We start from the raw sequence: 20,843 nt of genomic DNA on the forward strand, positions 1-20,843 counted from the left end.
CGGCGCGTTCTTCTACTCATGGTCGCTCCTGATTCGCAGGCACAGCGTGCCCGTTGTCAGGCAGACACTCCACTTATCGCCCTGTGCAGAATTCCATGACGGGCTCTTTTGGCTCGTAAAGCGCAAAGCCGTCCGATGGACTTGGGCGGGCAAAGATAATCTTGAAGTTGGCTCCGTACCGCGGCTGCCAATGCCCTTTTGCCCCGAATGGCCAACCTTTTTGGCCGATGGTCTTGTGACAGGAGATTTTTCAGGCCCCGACCCGATCAAGGAGGAGTTTCGAGAGCCGATCAAGAGGATACTAAGAAGCCTGGGTAACTAGAATAGAAAACTGTTGCAGGCCAGTTTGAAGCCTGACCGACAGCGTCAGGATTAGCAGCGCAATTACGAGCAATTCGCTGCCGATCTTCCATGTTTCTAACAATGAAGGCTAGAAGCGAGATGCTTGCCAACGTCATTTGTTGCAGCATCTATCGAGCGCTGAAAAAGCCGGACGGGGCGCATTCTGAATAGCAGAATTATCGGCACAATGGCGCTAAGGTCAAAACTGGCCTATTTTCTTGATATCACTATACCCCCGCAGCGCGCTGCGGGGGTTTTCTTTTGTGCAAAACGGATGGATAACCGGCGTCGCATGTTTCCATTTCAAATCCCGCGAATCGATGACCGACAGACGCCCTCTCCTGCGCGCGATCTATGATGCCGCCGTCGCCGCCGCACATCCCGACGTGGTGCTGGCGAGGCATCTGCGCCCGGCGCCGAAGGGCCGGGTGATTTGTCTGGCCGCCGGCAAGGGCGCGGCCGCCATGGCCGCAGCGGCGGAGCGGCACTATCTTGACGAACTGGGGCTCGAGCCGTCGCGTCTCACCGGGATCGCCACCACCCGCCACGGCCACGCCGTGCCGACGCGGCGGATCCGGGTGGTCGAAGCCGGCCATCCCGTCCCCGATGAGGCTGGCCTCAAGGGCGCCGAGGACAGCCTGCGTCTGGCCGCGAGCGCGGGTGCCGACGATCTCTTGCTGGTGTTGTTGTCGGGCGGCGGTTCCGCGAACTGGATCGCGCCGGCCGAGGGCGTATCGTTCACGCAGAAACAACAGCTGAACCGGGCGCTGCTGCGCTCGGGCGCGCCGATCGGCGAGGTCAACACCGTTCGCAAACACCTGTCGCGGATCAAGGGCGGGCGGCTGGCGCGCGCCGGGAAGCTGGCCGAAATCGTGACACTGGCAATATCGGATGTTCCGCACGACGATCCGAGCGCCATCGCCTCCGGACCGACGGTGCCGGATCCGACCACGCTTGCGGATGCGCGCGCCCTGGTCGCAAAATACGGCCTTCAGGTTGACGACGCGATCCGGATTGCGCTCGACGACCCCAGGAACGAGAGCTGCAAGCCAGGCGATGCCGCCTTTGCGCGCGCAGAGTTCGAACTGATCGCGCAGCCGAAGGCGTCGCTGGACGCCGCGATCAGGCTGGCCAAGGACGCGGGCTACGAGATCATCGGACTCGGCGCCGACCTCGAAGGCGAGGCCCGCGACGTCGCCGCCGATCACGCCAGGCTTGCGCTGCAGGCCCGCGCGGCGAACAGGCGCGTGGCGATCCTGTCGGGCGGCGAACTCACCGTGACCGTGCGCGGCAATGGCCGCGGCGGCCCCAACCAGGAGTATGCGCTGGCGCTGGCCGGTCTGCTCAAGGACACACCCGATATTGCGGCGCTGGCGGCGGACACCGACGGCGCCGACGGCGGCGCCGGCAGCGCCGCCGATCCCGCGGGCGCAATGATCGATTCCGCCACGTTCGCTAAGATGAAGTCGCTCGGCCTCGATCCCAGGGCGTACCTCGACAACAACGACGCCACCGCGTTCTTCAGCGCAACCGGCGATCTCCTGCTGACCGGCCCGACGCTGACCAATGTCAATGATATCCGGGTGATATTGGTGGATTAGGGCGCAGCTCCATCCACGTCATTGCGAGCGCAAGCGAAGCAATCCATTCTTCCTTGCTGCTGCCATGGATTGCTTCATCGCGGAGCCTGTCATCGGGCGCGCATTCGCGCGACCCGTTGGCTCCTCGCAATGACGAGCGAGCGTGCCTCGCACCCGCCTCAAAACTCTCTTGCGAGCTTGCTCAGCATATCCAGCAGCGCGGCGCGGTTGGCGGGGCCCAGCACCTCGTTGAGACGCGCTTCGTGCTTGGTCGCGACCAGCTTCTTGGCGCGCGCCAGCACCGCCCGGCCCTTGTCGGTCAGCATCAGGATGTGGGAGCGGCGGTCGTTGGTCGAGCGGACCCGCGTGCACAGGTCTCGGCTCTCGAGGCCGTCGAGCATCGCCACGAAATTCGGCCGCAGGATGCCGAGCGTATTGGCGATCTCGGTCTGGTTGCGGCCGGGATTCCTGTCGAGCAGCAACAGCACCGAGAACTGCGCCGGCGTCAGCTGCAGCGGCGCCACACAACGCAGGAAATCCTCGAAAATTCTCAACTGCGCGCGCTTGAGCGAATAGCCCAGCAGTTCCGACAATTCGCCGAGCTGCAGCGCGGTGTCCGGCGCCGAGGCCTCCGCCGGTTCCTTGCGGGCGGCGCGGGACGGCTTGACGGCAGCGGCGGCGGTCTTGGAAACAGTCATCGCTCGAGGCTCGCAATCCCGCTAGGCTGAAAGGTACCCGGCTGACGCCTACCGGGCCTTGAAGTTATATTTGATAATTGTTATGCACTATACCGAATATCGGCGGGACTTTTCAACTGCTGTTATTCGACGGTCAGCGGCCGCTCAAGGCCGCGACCGGTCCGACGCTTGAGGGGGAGCGCCCGGCCTTGAACACAACCATCATGCTGTTCCTGGTACAGGACGGCATTACCAGCGGCGCAATCTATGCGCTGCTCGGACTTGCGCTGGTGCTGGTGTTCGCCGTCACCCGCGTGATCCTGATTCCGCAGGGCGAGTTCGTCACCTATGGCGCGCTGACCTATGCCACGCTGTCGGCGGGCCATGTGCCCGGCACGGCGCGGCTGGCGGTGGCGATGGGCATGGTGGCGTTTGGCCTCGACCTGTTCGCCGGCCGCAAGTTGCTGCATCTGCGCCTGGTGGCACGCGCCTTCGCGGTCAATATCCTGCTGCCGGTCGTGATCCTCGCTTTGACCTCCTGGCTCGCCGGCCAGAAGTCGATCGCGATCAATATCGCGCTGTCGCTCCTGATCGTCGCGGCGATCGGCCTGTTTCTCTACCGCATTGCGTTTCAGCCGATCGCGCACACCTCGGTGCTGGTGCTGCTGATCGTTTCCGTCGGTTGCCACCTCGCGCTGCAGGGCCTCGGCCTGGTATTTTTCGGCGCCGAAGGCCAGCGCGGCCCGGCGATCCTGGATACGGCCTTCACGATAGGCCCGCTGCGCTTCACCGGCCAGAGCATGGCGGTCTACGCCATCACCATCGCCTTCATCGTCGGCCTGTGGCTGTTCTTCGGCCTCACACTCTACGGCAAGGCGCTGCGCGCCACTGCTGTCAACCGGCTCGGCGCGCGCCTGGTCGGCATCCGGACCACGCTGTCGGGACAGATCGCCTTTCTGCTGGCCTCGGTGATCGGGGCGATTTCGGGCATCCTGATCGTGCCGATCACGACGCTGTATTACGACACCGGGTTCCTGATCGGCCTGAAGGGCTTTATCGCTGCGATCATCGGTGGCCTCGTCAGCTACCCCCTGACCGCGGTCGCGGCGCTGGTGGTCGGCACCGTCGAGGCGTTCTCCTCGTTCTATGCCAGCAATTTCAAGGAGGTCATCGTCTTCACGCTGATCCTTCCGGTCCTCGTGCTGCGGTCGCTCGCCGCACCCGAGGTCGAGGAAGAGAAGGATTGATCGCGATGACGCAACGCCTCCTTCCCATGTTCGTCTTCGCGCTGGTGATGGCAGCGATTCCGTTCATCCCGGGCATGCCGCCGTTCTGGATCGTGCTGCTCAACAACATCGGGCTTGCCGCCCTGGTGGCGATGGGGCTGGTGCTGCTGACCGGCGTCGGCGGCCTCACCTCGTTCGGCCAGGCGGCATTTTGCGGTTTTGGCGCCTACACGACGGCGGTGCTCACCACCGCGTATGGAGTATCGCCGTGGCTGACGCTGCCGCTCGCCTTGCTGGTGAGCGGCATCGCCGCCGTCCTGCTCGGCCTCGTCACGGTGCGGCTGTCCGGCCACTATCTGCCGCTCGGCACCATCGCCTGGGGCATCGGCCTGTTCTACCTCTTCAGCAAGCTGGAATTCCTCGGCCGCAATGACGGCATCACCGGGATCCCGCCGCTGTCGATCGGCTCGCTCAAGATGCTCGATGCCGGGACGATCTACTTCGCGATCTGGGTCGCGGTGCTGATCTCCGCCCTGCTCACCATGAACCTGCTGGACTCACGCACCGGCCGCGCGATCCGGGCGCTGCGCCGCGGCCACATCGCCGCCGAAGCCTTCGGCGTGCAGACCCCGCGCGCCAAGCTGTTGGTGTTCATTTATGCCGCGGTGCTGGCCGGGCTGTCCGGCTGGCTCTATGCGCATTTCCAGCGCGCCGCCAATCCGACCCCGTTCGGCGCCCAGGCCGGTATCGAATATCTTTTCATCGCGGTGGTCGGCGGCGCCGGCTATGTCTGGGGCGCGGTGCTGGGGGCCGGCATTGTCGTCATCCTGAAAGAGATCCTGCAGAGCCACCTGCCTTATCTGTTCCACGGCGAAGGCCAGCTCGAGACCATCGTGTTCGGCATCCTGCTGGTGCTGCTGCTGCAACTGGCGCCGACCGGCGTCTGGCCCTGGCTGATGGCGCGGCTGCCGTTCACGCCCGGCCGCAAGCGGCCCGATACCTCGCTGGTCCTGCCGGCGCGCAGCCGGCCGGCGACCGCGCCCGGCGTATTGCTGCAGCTCGACCGTGCCCGCAAGCAGTTCGGCGGCGTGATCGCGGTCAACGAGGTCTCCTTCGACGTCCAGGCCCGCGAGATCGTGGCGCTGATCGGCCCCAACGGCGCCGGCAAGAGCACCACCTTCAACCTGATCACCGGCGTGCTCACTTCTACCGGCGGCTCGATCTCCGTGCTCGGCCGCAACATCAACAACGCGCCGCCGCTGGAAGTGGTAAAACTTGGTATCGCCAGGACCTTCCAGCACGTCAAACTGGTGCCCGACATGACGGTGCTGGAAAACGTCGCGATCGGCGCCCATCTGCGCGGGCATTCCGGCGCGCTCTCCAGCATGTTCCGGCTCGACCGGGCAGATGAGGCGAAATTACTGGCGGAGGCGGCGCGCCAGATCGAGCGCGTCGGGCTCAGTGACCAGATCGACCAGCTGGCGGGCAGCCTGTCGCTCGGCCAGCAGCGCATCGTCGAAATCGCGCGGGCGCTCTGTGTCGACCCGATGCTGCTGCTGCTCGACGAGCCGGCGGCCGGTTTGCGGCATATGGAGAAGCAGCGGCTCGCCGGCCTGCTGCGGCAATTGCGCGACGGCGGCATGTCGGTGCTGCTGGTGGAGCACGACATGGGATTCGTGATGAATCTGGCCGACCGCGTCGTGGTGCTCGACTTCGGCACCAAGATCGCCGAGGGCACCCCCGATGCGATCAAGACCAATCCGGACGTGATCGAGGCCTATCTCGGAGCGGTTTCATGAGCGCATTGCTGCAGGTCACCGACGCGCATGTCGCTTACGGCAAGGTCGAGACGGTGCGTTCGGTCTCGCTCGAGGTTAATGACAACGAGATCGTCACCATCATCGGCGCCAACGGCGCCGGCAAGACCACACTGCTGAACGCCGTCATGGGCATCCTGCCGCTGCAGGGCCGCGTCGTCTTTGCCGGCGAGGACATGTTGCGGTTCGAGATCGAGGACCGCGTCGCGGCGGGCCTCAGCCTCGTGCCTGAGCATCGCGAGCTGTTCGCCACCATGAGTGTCGAGGACAACCTGCAGCTCGGCGCCTTCCGGATCGCGAAAGCGGTCGCGGCGCAATCGTTCGAGCGGGTCTACACGCTGTTCCCGCGGCTGAAGGAGCGGCGCAAGCAGCTCGCCGGGACGCTGTCGGGCGGCGAACAGCAGATGCTGGCGATGGGCCGCGCCCTGATGGGCGCGCCAAAGCTGTTGATGCTGGACGAGCCGAGCCTTGGCCTCGCCCCGATCATCGTCGCCGATATCTTCCACATCATCGGCGAACTGCGCGCCAACGGCGTTTCGGTGCTGCTGGTCGAACAGAACGCCCAGGCCGCGCTGAAGATCGCCGACCGTGCCTATGTGATGGAGCTCGGTGAGTTCATCCTGAACGGTCCGGCGACGGACATCGCCGCCAACCAGCGGGTGGCGGCGAGCTATCTCGGCTTCACCCACGAGGGCGAGAGCGCGGTTTAGAAAAGAAAAAGTAGGGTGGGCAAAGGCGCTCTTGCGCCGTGCCCACCATGGTGAATGGCGTTCAAGTGGTTGGTGGGCACGCTTACGCTTTGCCCACCCTACCGACTACGAACTTCAGCTCACTTCGCCGGAACGTATTTTCCGTCCTTCACCGTCAGGATGATGCGCGAGCGGTCGTCGACGCCGTAGCGGTCCTTTTCGGTCCAGTTATAGACGCCTTGGCTCGCCGCGAGGTCCTTCTCGCTCAGCCACGCCTTACGGATGCCCTCGCGGAATTCCGGCGTGCCCGGCTTGCCCGCCTTCAGCGCCACCGGAATGACGCGCTTGAGAACTTCAAAGGCATCGTAGGAATGTCCGGCGAACTGGCTGCGGCTGTTGGGACCGAACTTGGCCTCATAGGCGGTGTTGAGCGCGAGGCCGGGCTTCTTGGTCAGCGCGCTGTCGGCTTGCGTTTCCGGCGACATTACCGGACCCGACGCCATGATCACGCCTTCCGCAGCCTTTCCGGCGATGCGGATGAAGTCCATGCTGGCAGCGCCATGGGTCTGATAGATCAGCCCCTTGTAGCCGCGCTCGCGCAGCGCCGTCTGCGGCAGCGCCGCGGCGGTGCCGGACGCGCCGACCAGGACCGCGTCGGGATTGGCGGCGACCAGCTTCAGCACCTGTCCCGCGACCGAGGTATCCGGCCGCGCAAAGCGCTCCTCGTCAACCATAGTCATTCCCATCGGGACGGCCTGGTTCTTGAAGTCGTTGAACCAGAGATCGCCGTAGGAATCGGAGTAGCCGATGTACCCGACGGTTTTGACGTTATGCGCCTTCATGTGCTCGTACAGCACCTTGCCCATGATCGGGACCGGTTGCGGCATGACGACCGACCACTTGGCGCGCTCCGGCGTGATCGGGAGCGGCGCCAGGCCGAAATGCGGAATGCCGGCTTCATTGGCGACGGTGGAGACCGCAACCGTCGGCGGCGTGGTCGACGAACCCATGATGATGTCGGCCTTGGATTCCGTGACGAAGCGCCGCGCATTGGTGGTGGCGGCGGTCGGATCGCCACCGTCGTCGAGTACGATCAGCTTGAGCGGGACGCCGCCGATTTCCTTCGGCACGAATTCGAGCGAGTTGCGCTCGGGAATGCCCAGCGCCGCCGCGGGTCCCGTGGTCGTGACGGTGATGCCGATCACGATTTCATTGCTCTGGGCGCTTGCCGGTAACGCCGGCAGTGCCAAAGTTGCCGCGATGGCCGCGGCCGACAGGTAAAACTTGTTCATTCATTCCTCCCTTTGAGTGTTGTTGTCCAACCTAGATCAAAATCGGGCTGTTCATTCAGCCCCTTCTTTAGGTCATGCCGCTGCCCAAGTCAGTTTTCAAGTCAGCCTCTTCAAGTCAGCCCCGCGTGAACCTCGCAATAATCTCTTCCGGCATCGGGGCCGATTTCAGCTTGCCGGGATCGTCCGGGTGCCGGCCGACCAGCACCCGGGTCTCGAACGCCTCGATCGCCAGCGCCTCGCCCTTGAACACCTTGTGGGTGACCTCGAAGCTCGACCGCTTGAAGCTCTCCACCCGGCTCTCGATCGCGATCCAGTCGCCGTGGGTCGAGGCGATGTAGAATTTGGCCCGCGTGTCCACCATGGGAATGCCGACCAGGCCATATTTGTGGATGATGTCCTGCTTCGAGAAACCGGCGGCTTCGAACATGATCGAGGTCGAATCGTCGAACATCGCGAAGTAGCGCGGATAGTAGACGATGTTGGCGGGGTCGCAGTCGCCCCACTGGATCTGCACGTCGCGCCGGTGGACGAACATCCGCTTGTCCTTTAGCGCGGCGCCATGCGCAGCGCGGCGTCGAGCCGCACCACCTCGCCGTTGAGGTAGGGATTGTCGATCATGTGCAGCGCCAGCGAGGCAAACTCTTCGGGCTGGCCGAGCCGGTGCGGGAACGGAATCGAGGCGGCGAGCGAATCCTGCGCTTCCTGCGGCAGGCCGGCCAGCAGCGGCGTCAGGAACAGGCCCGGCGCAATGGTCAGCACGCGAATGCCGAACTGCGCCAGTTCGCGCGCGATCGGCAAGGTCATCGCGACGATGCCGCCTTTCGAGGCCGAATAGGCCGACTGGCCGATCTGGCCGTCATAGGCCGCGACCGACGCCGTGGAAATCACCACGCCGCGCTCCCCGGTCGAAAGCGGCTCCAGCTTGGCCATTTCGGCGGCCGCCAACCGCAGCATGTTGAAGGAGCCGATCAAATTGACCCTGATCACCCTGTCGAAATCGGCGAGCGGCATCGGGCCGTCGCGGCCGACCACCCGCTTGGCGACGCCGATGCCGGCGCAGTTGACCAGCACCCGCGCCGGGCCATGGGCCTTGGACGCCGTGGCGATAGCGGCTTCCGCCGAAGCGACGTCGGCGACATCGCAGGTCACCGCGACGCCGCCGATTTCGGCGGCGACGCTTTCGGCAAGCTTGGTGTTGAGATCGCATACCGCGACCTTGGCGCCTTGCGCTGCGAGCTTGCGCGCGGTGGCGGCGCCCAATCCCGATGCGCCCCCGGTGACGATGGCGGCCTGATCCTTCAACTGCATGGTTCTCTCCCTGGCGAAACTGGTCTTTGGAATTCGGTTAAAGCGTTATCACGTGGGCCGGCGGCGTTGGCGAATAAAGCAGGTCGATCAGGCCGCTGCGGTGATCCAGCACCGCGCGCTGGTTGATCGAGCCCTTGTCGGTAACCTCGCCGCGGTCGATCGACAGTGGCGTGTCGAGCAGCACCGCGCGCGTGATCCGGGTTGACGATCCCGTCGCGCTCGCAAGAAATTCTGCAAACCGCTCGCGGAACGCTTCCCGGATCAAGGGATCGGACGCAATCGCGGCAACGTCGTCCGGCGGCAGCGTTGGATTGATCAGGCGGCAGCCGTCGATGTCGAGAACCACCAGCGCCGATATTTCATCCTGGTTGATGCCGGCGATCACGACGTCGCGCACCAGCGGCGCGCAGGCCGCGACAAAGCGCGCGCGCAGCGGACCGACGCTGACCCAGGTGCCGCTGGCGAGCTTGAAATCCTCGGCGATGCGGCCGTCGAAATCGAAACCCTTGTCGAAATCGTTCGGGTCGACCGGCTTCAGCGCGTCGCCGAACTTGTAGAAGCCTTCCTCGTCGAACGCGGCGGCGGTCAGCTCCGGCTGACGCCAATACCCCGGGGTGACGTTCGGACCCTTGGCGCGGACTTCCAGCTTGCCGTTGTTCGGAATCAGCTTGGCATCATTGCCGGAAACGGGAAGCCCGACATGGCCGGAACGGCTGGTGGCGGGCTTGACCGACATGAAGAACGGCGCCGTTTCGGTAGCGCCGAGGCCGGTCAGGACAGGCACGCGATAGCCGGTCTCGGCGACGGCGAGTTCGTCGAGGCTGTTCCAGACGAAAGGCGACAGCGCCGCCCCGGCGAAAAACATCGCGTGCAGCCGGTGGAAGAATTTTGCGCGTAGCGCCTTGTCGTCGCGCAGATACGGCAATAGCGATTCATAGCCTTTCGGCACGTTGAAATAGACCGTCGGCGAGATCTCGCGAAGATTGCGCACGGTCTCCTCGATGCCGCCGGGCATCGGCTTGCCCTCGTCGAGATACATCGAGCCGCCGTTGAACATGGTCAGCCCGATATTGTGATTGCCGCCAAAGGTGTGGTTCCAGGGCAGCCAGTCGACGATCACGGGCGGCTCGTCCTTCAGAAACGCCAGCGTCTCGCGCAGCATCACCTGGTTGGCGCAGATCATCCGCTGGGTGTTGATGACCGCCTTCGGATTGCCGGTCGAGCCCGAGGTCAGCAGAAACTTGGCGATCGTATCCGGGCCGATCGCGGCGTGCGCCGCGTCGAGCCGCGGATGTTCCGGCGTCGCCAGCAGTTCGGCAAGCATGGTCACCTTGCGGCCGGGCACTTCGCCGCGGCACGCCACGATCTCGGCATCCCCGGGAACGTTGGCGGCGAGCGCATCGGCGAATTTGCCGGCGTCGTCGGCGAACACCAGGCCGGGTGTCAGGAGCTTCATCAGGTAAGCGAGCTTGCCGTAGTCCTTCGACACCAGCGAATAGGCCGGCGATACCGGGCAAAAGGGAATGCCGGCATAGAGCGCGCCGAACGCGAGCAACGCGTGATCGACCGAATTGCCGGAGAGAATGACGATCGGCCTTTCGGCGGAAAGCCCGCGCGCGAGCAGCGCCGAGGCGATATGCCGCACGGCCACCAGCCATTGCGCGTAGGTGACCTGCCGCCAGCCGCCGCCCTTGTCGCGCTCCGCCATGAACACGCGGTTGGACTCGGCGCTTGCCCAATGGTGCAGGCGGTCGGTCAGCCGGACCGGGTAATCGCCCAGCGGCTTCTTCGGCCTGAGATAAATGGTGCCGTCGTCACGGCGCTCGACCGACACCACGGGATCGCCGAACGAGATCGGCCGCAGCGGCGCGTCGCTGGTTCCGGCCGGGACGGACATGTTGGGCCTGGCGCTCATGTCAGACGGGTTTCACCTTTGCGGTCTTGCGGTCGAGGAAGTCGCGAATCCGGCGCTTTGCCTCTTTGTCGCTCTGCGCCACGGTCGCCATCAGCGATTCCATCAACAGGCCGGTCTGCGGATTGGCTTCCGCAATCATCGGCAGCGCCTGCAATACCGCGAAATTCGTCAGCGGCGCATTGGCGGCGACGCGCTCGGCCAGCTCCATCGCCTTCGGCAGGGCGCCGCCGGCTTCGGTGAGGTACTGCGAAAAGCCATAGGCCGAACCCTCCGTCGCCGAATAGACGCGGCCCGTGAGCATCATGTCCGTCATCCGCGCCACGCCGATCAGCCGCGGCAGCCGCACCGATCCGCCGCCGCCGACGAAAATGCCGCGCTGGCCCTCGGGCAGCGCGAAATAGGCTGAAGGCTCGGCGACGCGGATATGCGCGGCGCAGGCGAGTTCCAGCCCGCCGCCGATCACCGCGCCCTTGAGGGCTGCGATGACAGGCACCCGGCAGTACTGAACCCGGTCGAACACCCGGTGCCACATCTGCGAATGCCGCAGGCCCTCGGTGGCATCGTGCTCGGTCAGCTCCGACAAATCGAGGCCGGAGGAGAAATGGTCGCCGATGCCGTGGATCACCACGGCGCCGATGCCTTCGGGGAGATTGGAGAAACAGTCCTGAATCGCGAGGATTATGCCGTCATTCAGCGCATTGCGCTTGGCGGGCCGGTTGAGACCCACGGTCAGCACCGCCCCCAGCGTCTCGATCTTGAGCAGCGCGGCCCGCTCGGCGGTCGCGGCAGATGCGGCGTTTCCCATGGGCGTTTTTACGTCCTGTCCAGAATAGTTATGTTTTATAACGATTTTGAGGGGAGTCAATAAGGCTGGGGCTCATCTGCCCCCGCCGTCATTGCGAGGAGCGACAGCGATGAAGCAATCCACCCTTTCCGCGGCGGCCTATGGATTGCTTCGCTTCGCTCGCAATGACGGGGAAAATTGCCCTATAATTCAACAGCTACAGCACCTGATGCACGTCGATGACGACGCGGTCGGCGTGGCGGGCGGCGGAGCCGATGAACAGGTTTTCCATCAGCCAGCGGTATTTTTCGCTTCCGGTTTCGAACCTCGGCACGGTGCGGAAATAGATCAGCTTGGGATCGACCGGCTCGCCGCGCTTCAGCTTTTGCAGCAGCTCGACGGGGCCGAAGCGGATGCCTTTGTTTTCGACATAAACCACCGCGCCGTCGTCGGTCTCGAAGGCATATTTCGCCTCCAGTTCGATCAGTTCGTTCGGCCGGATGATCTGAAAGTCGGCGCCGAACGCGCAGACCTTGCCATTGACCTTCTCGCCGCGCACCTCGCCGCCCAGGATCGGAATGATCCGGCGTACGCCGGTACCGATATCGCCGGCGGAAGTCACCTCGCCGATCCAGACGGTGATGGTGAAGGCGTATCTGGTCGCAAGCTGCGGCGGCGTCATGGAATTAGCCCATCATGCGCTGCGGCAGCCAGGTCGCCAGCAATGGAAACAGAATCAGGATCACCAGCCGGATCAGGTCGGTCGCCACGAACGGGATCACTCCCCTGAAGATGGTGGAGAACGACACGTCCTTGACCACGCTTTTGATCACGAACACGTTCATGCCGACCGGCGGATGGATCAGGCCGAGCTCTACCGTCATCACGATGATCACGCCGAACCAGATCGGATCGAAGCCGAGATGCATGATCACCGGAAAGATGATCGGCACCGTCAGGATGATCATGGCCATCGCGTCCATCAGGCAGCCGAGCACCAGGTACATCACCATGATCAGGGCGAGGATGCCGTAGCGGCCGAGGCCGAGGCCGGTGAGAAGCTCGGTGACCTTTTGCGGGGTCTGCGTCACCGTCAGGAAATAGCCGAAGATCAGGGCGCCGATCAGCACCGTGAAGACCGCGGCGGCGGTGCGGGTCGCCTGCAGCAGCGAATTGAGGATCTTTTCCTTGTCCAGCCGCCCGGTGAACACGCCGATCAGGAACGCGCCGGTGGCGCCGACGCCGCCCGCCTCGGTCGGCGTGAAGCGCGGCAGGAACGGCAGCCCGTACAGCCCGCCGATGACGAACACGAACAGCAGCACCGGCGCCCAGATATTCTTCAATCCCGCAAAGCGCTCGCGCCAGGTGGTCTGCGCACCGGTCGGCAGGAAGCCCGGCCGGAAATAGCCGATCAGCGCGATGGTCGCCATGTACATGGTCATGGCGAGCAGGCCGGGAATGATGCCGGCGATGAACAGCTTGCCGATGTCCTGCTCGGTGATGATGCCGTAGACCGCGAGCACCGTCGACGGCGGCAGCATGGCGCCCAGCGTGCCGCCGGCCGCGATCACGCCGGTGGCGAAGGATTGCGGATAGCCGAAGCGGCGCATCTCCGGATAGGCCACGGCCGAGAACGTCGCCGCCGTCGCCACCGACGAGCCGCAGATCGCGGCGAAGCCGCCGCAGGCCGCGACCGTGGCGATGCCGAGCCCGCCGCGCAAATGTCCGACAAAGCCGTTGGCGGCGCGGAACAGCTCGCGGCTCATGCCGGAATTGCTGACGAAGGTCCCCATCAGCAGGAACATCGGGATGACGCCAAAGGTGTAGTCGGTCACCGTGCGCATCGAGGTCTGGCCGACCAGCTTCAGCGCCGGCGTGAAGCCGACCAGGTAACCGAAGCCGGTGACGCCGACGAGGCCCATCGCCATCCCCACCGGCACGCGCAGCAGCATCAGCGCGAACAGCGCGACGAATCCGAGGACCGCGACGGCGTCGGTACTCATGCCGTCTACTCCACGGTCTTGATCTTGGGATCGTGCATCTGATCCGGATGGAAGATCAGGCGGTAGGTGCGGATCGCGATCAACAGCACCGCCGAGACGTCGCCGGCCCACGCCACCGCGAAGAACGGCCAGGTCGGCATGTGCATGTCGAAGGTAACGACATTGTCGTTATAGGTGCCGTGCACCTTGTCGAACAGGGTCCAGGTCTGCACCGTGACCACGAACAGCAGCACCAGCGTCGCGAACACGTCGATCCAGCGCTGATATCTCGGGCTGACATTGGCCCAGACCAGATCGACGGTGATGTGGCCGCCGCGATAGCTGGTCGCGGCGATGCCCCAGAAGATCAGGATGCCGAGCAGCATGCGCCCGATATCGAAGGAATCCGGAATCGAATAGCTGAAAATATTCCGCAACAGCACCGCGAGGAAAATATTGGCGGCGACGATGCCGACAAATCCGGCCGCGATCCATTCGATCGTGTCGATGAAACGATCCATCGAAGCGCGCTTCATTTCCGCTCCACGCTGCTGGCGGTTGCAAGAGAACGGCGGCGGGAGCATCCCCGCCGCCGCATCGATGTGGAGGCGTTTCTTACTGCGCCAACGCCTTGTATTTGGTCAGCGAGGCACGAAGCTCGGTCATTGCCGCGTCCGGGTCGGCGCCGGTCTTCTTGACATTCTCGGCCCAGGTCTTGACCAGCGGCTCGGACGCCTTCTTCCAAAGCGCCGTCTGCTCCGGCGTCAGTTTGTAGACCTCGTGACCGGCCAGCGCCTTGATTTTCTCGACACCGGCGTCCTCGAACTTGCCCCAGGGTTCGCCGACACGGCCGGCGGCCTCGGTATTGCAGTTGTTGTCGATCGCCTTCTTCTGCTTGTCGGACATCTGGTTGTACTTGTCCTTGTTCATCACGAAGGCGAAGGTCGTGACGTAGAGCGGCGCATCGATGTGATACTTCGTCACCTTGTCGATGCCGAACAGCAACACCGATCCCCACGGGAAGGTGACGGCGTCGGCCACGCCACGTTCGATGATGTCGCGGACTTCCGGCGCCGACGACTGCACATTGGTGCCGCCGAGCTGGGTCACGTAATTCGCCATGGTGGCATGGGCGGGACGGATCTTCATGCCCTTGACGTCATCCGGCACCACGATCTTCTTGGTGCGCGAATGGAACGTGGATGGCGAGTGGATGAAGGCGAGGCAGAACTTGACGTCCTTCATCTCCTTCTCGGCATATTTCCGGTACCAGGCGTCGAGCGCCATCGTGCCACCCTTGGCGTCCGACATCAGGAACGGCAGTTCGCCGGCGCCGATGATCGGGAAACGTCCGGGCTGGTAGCCCGGGTTGACGTAGGTGACGTCGGCGATGCCGTCACGCGCCATGTCGTAATGGTCGAAGGCCTTGCCGAGCTGCTGGGCGGGAAATACCTTGGACTTGATGGTGCCGCCGGATTCCTTTTCGACCGCCGCGCCCCAGTCTTCCAGTGCCTTCTGCAGCGGGTGCGACGCCGGCACCCAATGCGAAAGCTTCAGTTCGAAGGTCTTTTCCTGCGCGAACGCAGGCGTCACACTGGCGGCCAACAGCAACGCCAAGAACGTTTTCCTCATCGGCATCCTCTCCCTCATGCTCAGGACTTCAACGGCCCTTTGCAGACATTGTTATATGACATAATTATCATTGCAAGACGTGAAGCGACATCTTGGGCTTTGGTTGAAGCCGATAATAGTCAGGGGGGCAAGTGTTGCGGACAAAAGTAGCCATCATAGGCGCGGGGCCGGCGGGACTGCTGCTCGGGCAACTGCTCCACCGCTACGGCATCGACAACGTCATCCTCGAGCGCCAGAGCCCGGACTATGTGCTCGGCCGGATCCGCGCCGGCCTGCTCGAGGAAGGTACCGTGGCGCTGCTCGACGAGGTGGGCTGCGGCGCGCGGGCACACCGCGAGGGCCTGGTCCATGACGGCATCGAACTCGCCTTTGGCGGCCGCCGCCATCGCATCGACATGAAGGCGGCTACCGGCAAGACCGTGATGATCTACGGCCAGACCGAGGTGACGCTCGATCTGATGAATGCGCGCAAGGCGGCCGGCCTGACCACGGTCTATGAAGCCGAAGACGTGAGGCCGCTTGATTTCGATACCGACCATCCGCGGGTCTCCTACGTCAAGGACGGCGTTGCCTGCGAGATCGCCTGCGATTTCATCGCCGGCTGCGACGGATTTCACGGCATCAGCCGCGCCAGCGTGAAACCTTCGGCGATCAAGACCTTCGAGCGGGTCTATCCGTTCGGCTGGCTCGGCATCCTGTCGGAGACGCCGCCGGTCAGCCACGAACTGATCTATACCAACCACGAAAGAGGCTTTTCGCTCTGCACCATGCGCTCGATGCGCCGCAGCCGCTACTACCTGCAATGTTCGCTCGACGACCATGTCGATCAGTGGCCGGACGAAAGGTTCTGGGAAGAACTGAAGCGGCGGCTGGACCAGAAGGCGGTCGACCGGCTGATCACCGGTCCCTCGATCGAAAAGAGCATCGCGCCCTTGCGCAGCTTCGTCGCCGAGCCGATGCGGTTCAGGCGGATGTTCCTCGCCGGCGACGCCGCCCATATCGTGCCGCCGACCGGCGCCAAGGGGCTCAATCTCGCCGCCAGCGACGTGCATTACCTCTCGGGCGCATTGCGCGAATTCTACAACGAGAAATCTTCCGCCGGAATCGACGGTTATTCCCAGCAGGCGCTGGCGCGGGTCTGGAAGGCGGTGCGGTTTTCGTGGTGGATGACCTCGATGCTGCACAAATTTCCCGATCAGGGCGAATTCGGCGCGCGGATTCAACTGGCCGAACTGGATTACCTGGTGGGATCGAAGGCGGCGGCGACATCGCTGGCGGAGAATTACGTCGGGCTGCCGTATTAGGCGCCAACCTCGCCAGGATGCATACTACCGTCATTGCGAGGAGCGTCAGCGACGAAGCAATCCATTGCTTCCTTTTTGCTTCTCTGGGTCGCTTTGCCTCGCTTCGCTCGCAATGGCGGTGGATGGCTTAGGCCGCGGCCGTCTGCGGTGACCTGATCTGGAAATTGCGGGTCGTGGCCAGCACCGTCCCGCACAAAGTTTCCCGTTCCCCCGATACGACATAGACGTCGGCGGCGCCGACCGAGTTGGTGCGGCCGGCCTGCAGCACCCGGCCCTTGGCCCTCAGTTTCTCGCCCTTGGCAATCCCCGTCATTTTGATAGTGAAATCCAGCGTCGCCACCGCCCATCCCCTCGGCACCAGCGACAGGCAGGACGACACCGCCGCCACGTCGCCCGCAGTGCCGACCAGCGAGGCCGGAAACTGACCCGGCGGGCCTGAGAATCTCTCATCGAACGGCAGCTCGATCGCTACCCGGCCGGGCGCAGCCGCGATGACGCGGATGCCGTATTCCCGCACGAACGCCAGCGCCGCGACGAAGGATTCGATCTCGGCTTGATCCAAATGGTCCTGCACGTCGTTCATGCCGTCGCCCTCCGTCATTTTTCGTATGCCGCAGCGCGCTTTCGCCTCAACCGCTTGATTTGCAGGGCGCTGACCAGCGACTTCGCCACATCATCGATCGGTGCCGCATTGCGTTCGACCCGCGCCAGGATCAGCGCGCCTTCGATAGCGGACACCGCGAGCGTCGCAAGCCGCCTTGCCTCGGCCTTGCCGAAACCGTCGCGGACCAGCGCGCGCGCAATCACCGCGCACCAGCCGGCAAACGCCTCGCGGCCGGCCGTGGCCATGTTCGCCGATTGCGGCGCCGACTCCAGCAAGGTGGTCGCGATCGGGCAGCCGTCGCGGAAGCCTGATTTGGCCATCCAGCCCGCCAGCAACCTGCAATAGGCCCGGATCATCGCGGCGGCGGTGTGGTGCTCCTGCTCGAGCTTCTCCAGCGTCGCCACCACGCCGGCGCCGGCGAAGCGCACCGCGGCCTCGGCGATCTGGTCCTTGCCGTCGGGAAAGTAGTGATAGAGCGACCCCTTCGGGGCGCCGCTGACCTCGGCGATCTCATTGATGCCGGTCGCAGCATATCCGTTGCGCCGGAACAGCGTGGCAGCCGCCCGCACGATGGCGCCGCGATGCCTTGGCGGTGTCGACATGTCCGCTCCCGTCTTGCCGGAATGACTCGATTATATATAGACTGGTCTAGATAGTCCAGCTTTCAAACAACCAACGAAACCCCGTTTAAAACTTTGTAGGCGGTGCATTCCGCGCCGGGATCGCGTTCAATCGCGGGAACGGTTCACCCGCATTCGAGCGCCGCGCATGACGACCACCGATCCCGATATCCCCGAAGGCTTCGAGCGCCACTTCCGGCAGAGCCCGCTGACCGATCCCTGGGAACCCCTGTATTCGAAGCGGACGGACAAGGCCGTCATCATCGGATTGCGCCTCGCCAGGCCGCACACCAATGCCCGCGGGCTGATTCACGGCGGACTGATCGCCGCGCTCGCCGACAACGCCATGGGCCATAGCTGCGCGCATGTCATGGGCGGCCAGTCCTCGCTGGTGACGATCGGGATCGCGGTCGATTTCACAGGCTCCGCGCAGGTCGGACAATGGCTCGCGGTGGAGAGCGATGTGATCAAGACCGGCAGCACGATCTGCTTCGCGCAGAGTCTCATCAAGGCCGACGGCGTGGTGATCGCCCGCGGCAACGCCACGTTCCGCGTGGTGCCGAAGAAGGCAGCCTAATCGTCATTCCGGGGCGCGAGCAAAGCGAGCGAACCCGGAATCTCGAGATTCCGGGTCTGGTCCTTCGGACCATCCCGGAATGACGGTCATGCCCCGAAATGCCAGTCGCTGAGCTCGGTCACGGTATCGATGAAGCTGCGCACCTTGGCCGACAACAGCCGCGACGTCGGATAGACGATGTGGATCGGCAGCAGCGGCTGCTCGAATTCGGCCAGCACGATCTTGAGCCGTCCGGCCCTGAGCGACTCCGCCGCCTGATAGGCCAGCACCCGGGTCAGGCCGCCGCCCTGCTCGGCATGCTGGATCGCGGCATCGGCGCTGTTGGTGGTGAACCGCGGCGTGCAGGCGACGCGGATCTCCTCACCCTGTTCGACGAAGCGCCAGTCCGGCGACGCGCCGGTGCCGCCGAACTGGACGGTGTCGTGCGATGCGATCGCCGCCGGCGTCGTCGGCTCGCCGCGCGCCCTCAGGTAACCCGGCGAAGCGACCACGATCCGCCGCATCTCGCCGACATGGCGCGCGACCAGGCTGGAATCGGCGAGGTGACCAATCCTGACGGCGAGGTCGACGCCGTCCTCCACCAGGTTGACGATCCGATCCGACAGCCGCAATTCGCCTGACACCTCGGGATAGCGCAGCAGATACGCCGACATCACCGGACTGACGTGCAGGCGCCCGAAGCCGACGGGGGCAGAGACCACTAGCCGTCCGCCCGGCCGCGTCAGTTCGCCCTCGACCGCGCTTTCGGCTTCCTCGACATCGCCGAGAATGCGGCGGGCGCGCTCCAGATAGCGCGCGCCGACGTCGGTCAGCGTCACCGAGCGCGTGGTCCGCTGCAACAGCCGCGCACCGAGGCGATCCTCCAGCGCCGCGATCAGCCGCGTCACGCCGGACGGCGACAGCCCGAGCCTGCGGGCCGCCGGCGCAAAGCCCCGGAGGTCGGCCACGGCGACAAAGGCCTGCATGGCGTCGATGCGATCCATGGTAATTATTTCATATATCGCAATTATGTAGTGTCAATCCTGATAATTGTTGGAATTACGGAAACGCCCATCTTGAGAGACGAGACGGCGCCTCGCCGCCCGGACTCCGGAGGCTCCCATGTCAGAGACCCACACCTATTCGAGCGACGTGGCGTTCACGCCCGCGGTAAAGGCGATTCAGGCCCGCAAGGGCTCGCGCGAGGCCTATGCCAAGGCCGAGCAGCGCGGCGGCTGGCACACCGAAATCGATGACAACCTCGCCGCGTTTCTGGCCGAGGTGAACAGCCTGTATTTTGCGACCGCCAGCGCCGACGGACAGCCCTACATCCAGCATCGCGGCGGGCCGAAGGGCTTCATCAAGATTCTGGACAAGCACACGCTGGCGTTCGCCGACTACAGCGGCAACCGGCAATATATCACGCAGGGTAACCTCTCGGAAAATCCGAAGGCCAACATCTTCCTGATGGATTATGTGCATCGCCGCCGGGTCAAGATCTGGGGCGAGGCGCGCGTGGTCGACGACGATCCGGCGTTGCTGACTTCCTTGATGCCGCAAGGCTACAAGGCGCGCCCCGAACAGGTGATCCTGTTCAGGATTGCCGCATGGGACACCAACTGCCCGCAGCACATTCCGCAGAAATTCGACGCCGCCGACGTGACGGCGGCGCTGGCCTCGCGCGATCGGCGGATTACCGAACTGGAGGCAGAGCTGGCGGCATTGAAGGGCCAGCCCGCTTCGGCAGATTGAACCTCAAGCCGCCTGTTGCTGCGACGCCCAGGCGAAGTCCGGATAGTATTGCAGCATCATGCGGTCGACATAGGCGGTGAGATTTCCGAACTGCTCGGCGCGCTCGCGCAATGGCGAGGCGAAGTACGGCGTCAGGATCCCGGCCAGCGCGCCGAAGGCGGTGGCATCGGTGCCGCAGGGCGTGTCCCCCATCAGATACGGCTTGTCACCGAGCTGGACCGACAGCGCGAACAGCGAGCGGACCGCCAAATCGATGTCTTCATCCGGCGCGTGGCGGCCGAGGCCACTCAGCAAGTAGTTCTCGGCTACGCGGAATTGCGCGTCCTCGCGCAGCTTTTCGCGCAGATGCTCCGGCACCGCGTCGAAGAAGTGCGCCGGCCCCTTGGCGAAATTCTCCGAATCGACCCAGCGTGCGCCGACCAGCGCCCAATAGACGTGATGCTCGATCATGCGCTCGAACGCCCAGGCCTGCGCGCGCGCCTGCAGACTGAGCGGGGCATCGAAATCGAAGCCGTATTTGCCTTCGATATGCGCGCGAATGAAGGTGGAATCGGCAATCCTCTCGGCCTCGTCCTCGATATAGGGGAGCTGCCCCTTGGGAGAGGCCGGCGGCATCGCCTTTTCCTTCCGATAGGCGAGGCCTGCCATCTTGAGCTGGACCTCGGTCTTGGTCACGAAAGGGCTGATTTCCGGCAGGCCGAAGCCGGCGCCAAAGCCATAGAGCGTAATCATGTGAGGGTTCCCGATCTCTTGAAATGAGGTT

General features: G+C 64.2%; 21 protein-coding genes. 7 read left to right on the forward strand and 14 right to left on the reverse strand.

Features of this window, described 5'->3' with window-relative positions; genetic code table 11:
* Positions 1-662: 662 nt before the first annotated feature.
* Positions 663-1,943, forward strand: a complete 1,281-nt coding sequence (locus tag KMZ29_RS24270; protein ID WP_215621548.1) for a glycerate kinase type-2 family protein — start codon at positions 663-665, stop codon at positions 1,941-1,943.
* A 158-nt stretch (positions 1,944-2,101) separates the two neighbouring features.
* Here the strand turns inward: KMZ29_RS24270 and KMZ29_RS24275 are convergent, their stop codons facing one another.
* Positions 2,102-2,620 (reverse strand): MarR family winged helix-turn-helix transcriptional regulator, encoded by a 519-nt coding sequence (locus KMZ29_RS24275; protein WP_215621549.1) that lies wholly within the window; start codon positions 2,618-2,620, stop codon positions 2,102-2,104.
* A 188-nt stretch (positions 2,621-2,808) separates the two neighbouring features.
* On the opposite strand from KMZ29_RS24275, the gene KMZ29_RS24280 reads away from it, so the two are divergent.
* The 3 genes from KMZ29_RS24280 to KMZ29_RS24290 are packed head-to-tail and all read left to right on the forward strand — an operon-like array spanning position 2,809 to position 6,352.
* The gene (locus KMZ29_RS24280) at positions 2,809-3,846 is read left to right on the forward strand and encodes a branched-chain amino acid ABC transporter permease (protein WP_215621550.1); all 1,038 of its coding nucleotides are present in this window, start codon (positions 2,809-2,811) and stop codon (positions 3,844-3,846) included.
* Between the two features lie 5 nt (positions 3,847-3,851).
* Positions 3,852-5,624 carry a branched-chain amino acid ABC transporter ATP-binding protein/permease gene (locus KMZ29_RS24285; RefSeq protein ID WP_215621551.1) on the forward strand — a complete coding sequence of 591 codons (1,773 nt, stop codon included), beginning with the start codon at positions 3,852-3,854 and terminating at the stop codon, positions 5,622-5,624.
* A complete protein-coding gene (locus tag KMZ29_RS24290; RefSeq protein ID WP_215621552.1) occupies positions 5,621-6,352 on the forward strand; it encodes an ABC transporter ATP-binding protein in 732 nt (243 codons plus the stop codon). The genes KMZ29_RS24285 and KMZ29_RS24290 overlap by 4 nt, the downstream gene beginning before the upstream one ends.
* A gap of 119 nt (positions 6,353-6,471) precedes the next feature.
* On the opposite strand, the gene KMZ29_RS24295 is transcribed toward KMZ29_RS24290, so the two are convergent.
* The 9 genes from KMZ29_RS24295 to KMZ29_RS24335 form a co-directional block, all read right to left on the reverse strand.
* Positions 6,472-7,623 carry an ABC transporter substrate-binding protein gene (locus tag KMZ29_RS24295; RefSeq protein ID WP_215621553.1) on the reverse strand — a complete coding sequence of 384 codons (1,152 nt, stop codon included), beginning with the start codon at positions 7,621-7,623 and terminating at the stop codon, positions 6,472-6,474.
* A gap of 115 nt (positions 7,624-7,738) precedes the next feature.
* Positions 7,739-8,158: an acyl-CoA thioesterase gene (locus KMZ29_RS24300; protein WP_215603751.1), complete on the reverse strand. Its 420-nt coding sequence runs from the start codon at positions 8,156-8,158 to the stop codon at positions 7,739-7,741.
* A gap of 11 nt (positions 8,159-8,169) precedes the next feature.
* On the reverse strand, positions 8,170-8,931 hold the full coding sequence (locus KMZ29_RS24305) for an SDR family NAD(P)-dependent oxidoreductase (protein WP_215621554.1): 762 nt from the start codon (positions 8,929-8,931) through the stop codon (positions 8,170-8,172).
* Positions 8,932-8,968: 37 nt separating this feature from the next.
* Positions 8,969-10,846 (reverse strand): feruloyl-CoA synthase, encoded by a 1,878-nt coding sequence (locus tag KMZ29_RS24310; RefSeq protein ID WP_215621555.1) that lies wholly within the window; start codon positions 10,844-10,846, stop codon positions 8,969-8,971.
* Position 10,847: 1 nt separating this feature from the next.
* Positions 10,848-11,651 carry a crotonase/enoyl-CoA hydratase family protein gene (locus KMZ29_RS24315; RefSeq protein ID WP_215621556.1) on the reverse strand — a complete coding sequence of 268 codons (804 nt, stop codon included), beginning with the start codon at positions 11,649-11,651 and terminating at the stop codon, positions 10,848-10,850.
* Between the two features lie 196 nt (positions 11,652-11,847).
* Positions 11,848-12,312 carry a DUF3237 domain-containing protein gene (locus KMZ29_RS24320; protein ID WP_215621557.1) on the reverse strand — a complete coding sequence of 155 codons (465 nt, stop codon included), beginning with the start codon at positions 12,310-12,312 and terminating at the stop codon, positions 11,848-11,850.
* A gap of 4 nt (positions 12,313-12,316) precedes the next feature.
* Positions 12,317-13,633 carry a TRAP transporter large permease gene (locus tag KMZ29_RS24325; RefSeq protein ID WP_215621558.1) on the reverse strand — a complete coding sequence of 439 codons (1,317 nt, stop codon included), beginning with the start codon at positions 13,631-13,633 and terminating at the stop codon, positions 12,317-12,319.
* A 5-nt stretch (positions 13,634-13,638) separates the two neighbouring features.
* The gene (locus KMZ29_RS24330; protein ID WP_215603757.1) at positions 13,639-14,148 is read right to left on the reverse strand and encodes a TRAP transporter small permease; all 510 of its coding nucleotides are present in this window, start codon (positions 14,146-14,148) and stop codon (positions 13,639-13,641) included.
* 79 nt (positions 14,149-14,227) lie between these two features.
* The gene (locus tag KMZ29_RS24335; RefSeq protein WP_215621559.1) at positions 14,228-15,244 is read right to left on the reverse strand and encodes a TRAP transporter substrate-binding protein; all 1,017 of its coding nucleotides are present in this window, start codon (positions 15,242-15,244) and stop codon (positions 14,228-14,230) included.
* A gap of 134 nt (positions 15,245-15,378) precedes the next feature.
* Between KMZ29_RS24335 and pobA the strand changes: the two genes are divergently transcribed.
* Positions 15,379-16,548: a 4-hydroxybenzoate 3-monooxygenase gene (pobA, locus tag KMZ29_RS24340; protein WP_215621560.1), complete on the forward strand. Its 1,170-nt coding sequence runs from the start codon at positions 15,379-15,381 to the stop codon at positions 16,546-16,548.
* Between the two features lie 127 nt (positions 16,549-16,675).
* On the opposite strand, the gene KMZ29_RS24345 is transcribed toward pobA, so the two are convergent.
* Together KMZ29_RS24345 and KMZ29_RS24350 are read right to left on the reverse strand one after the other, a co-directional pair.
* A complete protein-coding gene (locus tag KMZ29_RS24345) occupies positions 16,676-17,149 on the reverse strand; it encodes a PaaI family thioesterase (protein ID WP_215621561.1) in 474 nt (157 codons plus the stop codon).
* Positions 17,146-17,754: a TetR/AcrR family transcriptional regulator gene (locus KMZ29_RS24350; protein WP_215621562.1), complete on the reverse strand. Its 609-nt coding sequence runs from the start codon at positions 17,752-17,754 to the stop codon at positions 17,146-17,148. The genes KMZ29_RS24345 and KMZ29_RS24350 overlap by 4 nt, the downstream gene beginning before the upstream one ends.
* Before the next feature lie 166 nt (positions 17,755-17,920).
* On the opposite strand from KMZ29_RS24350, the gene KMZ29_RS24355 reads away from it, so the two are divergent.
* A complete protein-coding gene (locus KMZ29_RS24355) occupies positions 17,921-18,349 on the forward strand; it encodes a PaaI family thioesterase (protein WP_215621563.1) in 429 nt (142 codons plus the stop codon).
* Positions 18,350-18,435: 86 nt separating this feature from the next.
* Here KMZ29_RS24355 and KMZ29_RS24360 read toward each other — a convergent pair whose 3' ends face one another.
* The gene (locus KMZ29_RS24360) at positions 18,436-19,332 is read right to left on the reverse strand and encodes a LysR family transcriptional regulator (protein WP_215621564.1); all 897 of its coding nucleotides are present in this window, start codon (positions 19,330-19,332) and stop codon (positions 18,436-18,438) included.
* Between the two features lie 118 nt (positions 19,333-19,450).
* Between KMZ29_RS24360 and KMZ29_RS24365 the strand changes: the two genes are divergently transcribed.
* Positions 19,451-20,080, forward strand: coding sequence for a pyridoxamine 5'-phosphate oxidase family protein (locus KMZ29_RS24365; RefSeq protein ID WP_215621565.1), 630 nt, complete (start codon positions 19,451-19,453; stop codon positions 20,078-20,080).
* 3 nt (positions 20,081-20,083) lie between these two features.
* Here KMZ29_RS24365 and KMZ29_RS24370 read toward each other — a convergent pair whose 3' ends face one another.
* Positions 20,084-20,812 (reverse strand): glutathione S-transferase family protein, encoded by a 729-nt coding sequence (locus tag KMZ29_RS24370; protein ID WP_215621566.1) that lies wholly within the window; start codon positions 20,810-20,812, stop codon positions 20,084-20,086.
* Positions 20,813-20,843 lie beyond the last annotated feature (31 nt).

It is taken from the genome of Bradyrhizobium sediminis, assembly GCF_018736085.1.
GTDB classification, from domain to species: domain Bacteria; phylum Pseudomonadota; class Alphaproteobacteria; order Rhizobiales; family Xanthobacteraceae; genus Bradyrhizobium; species Bradyrhizobium sediminis.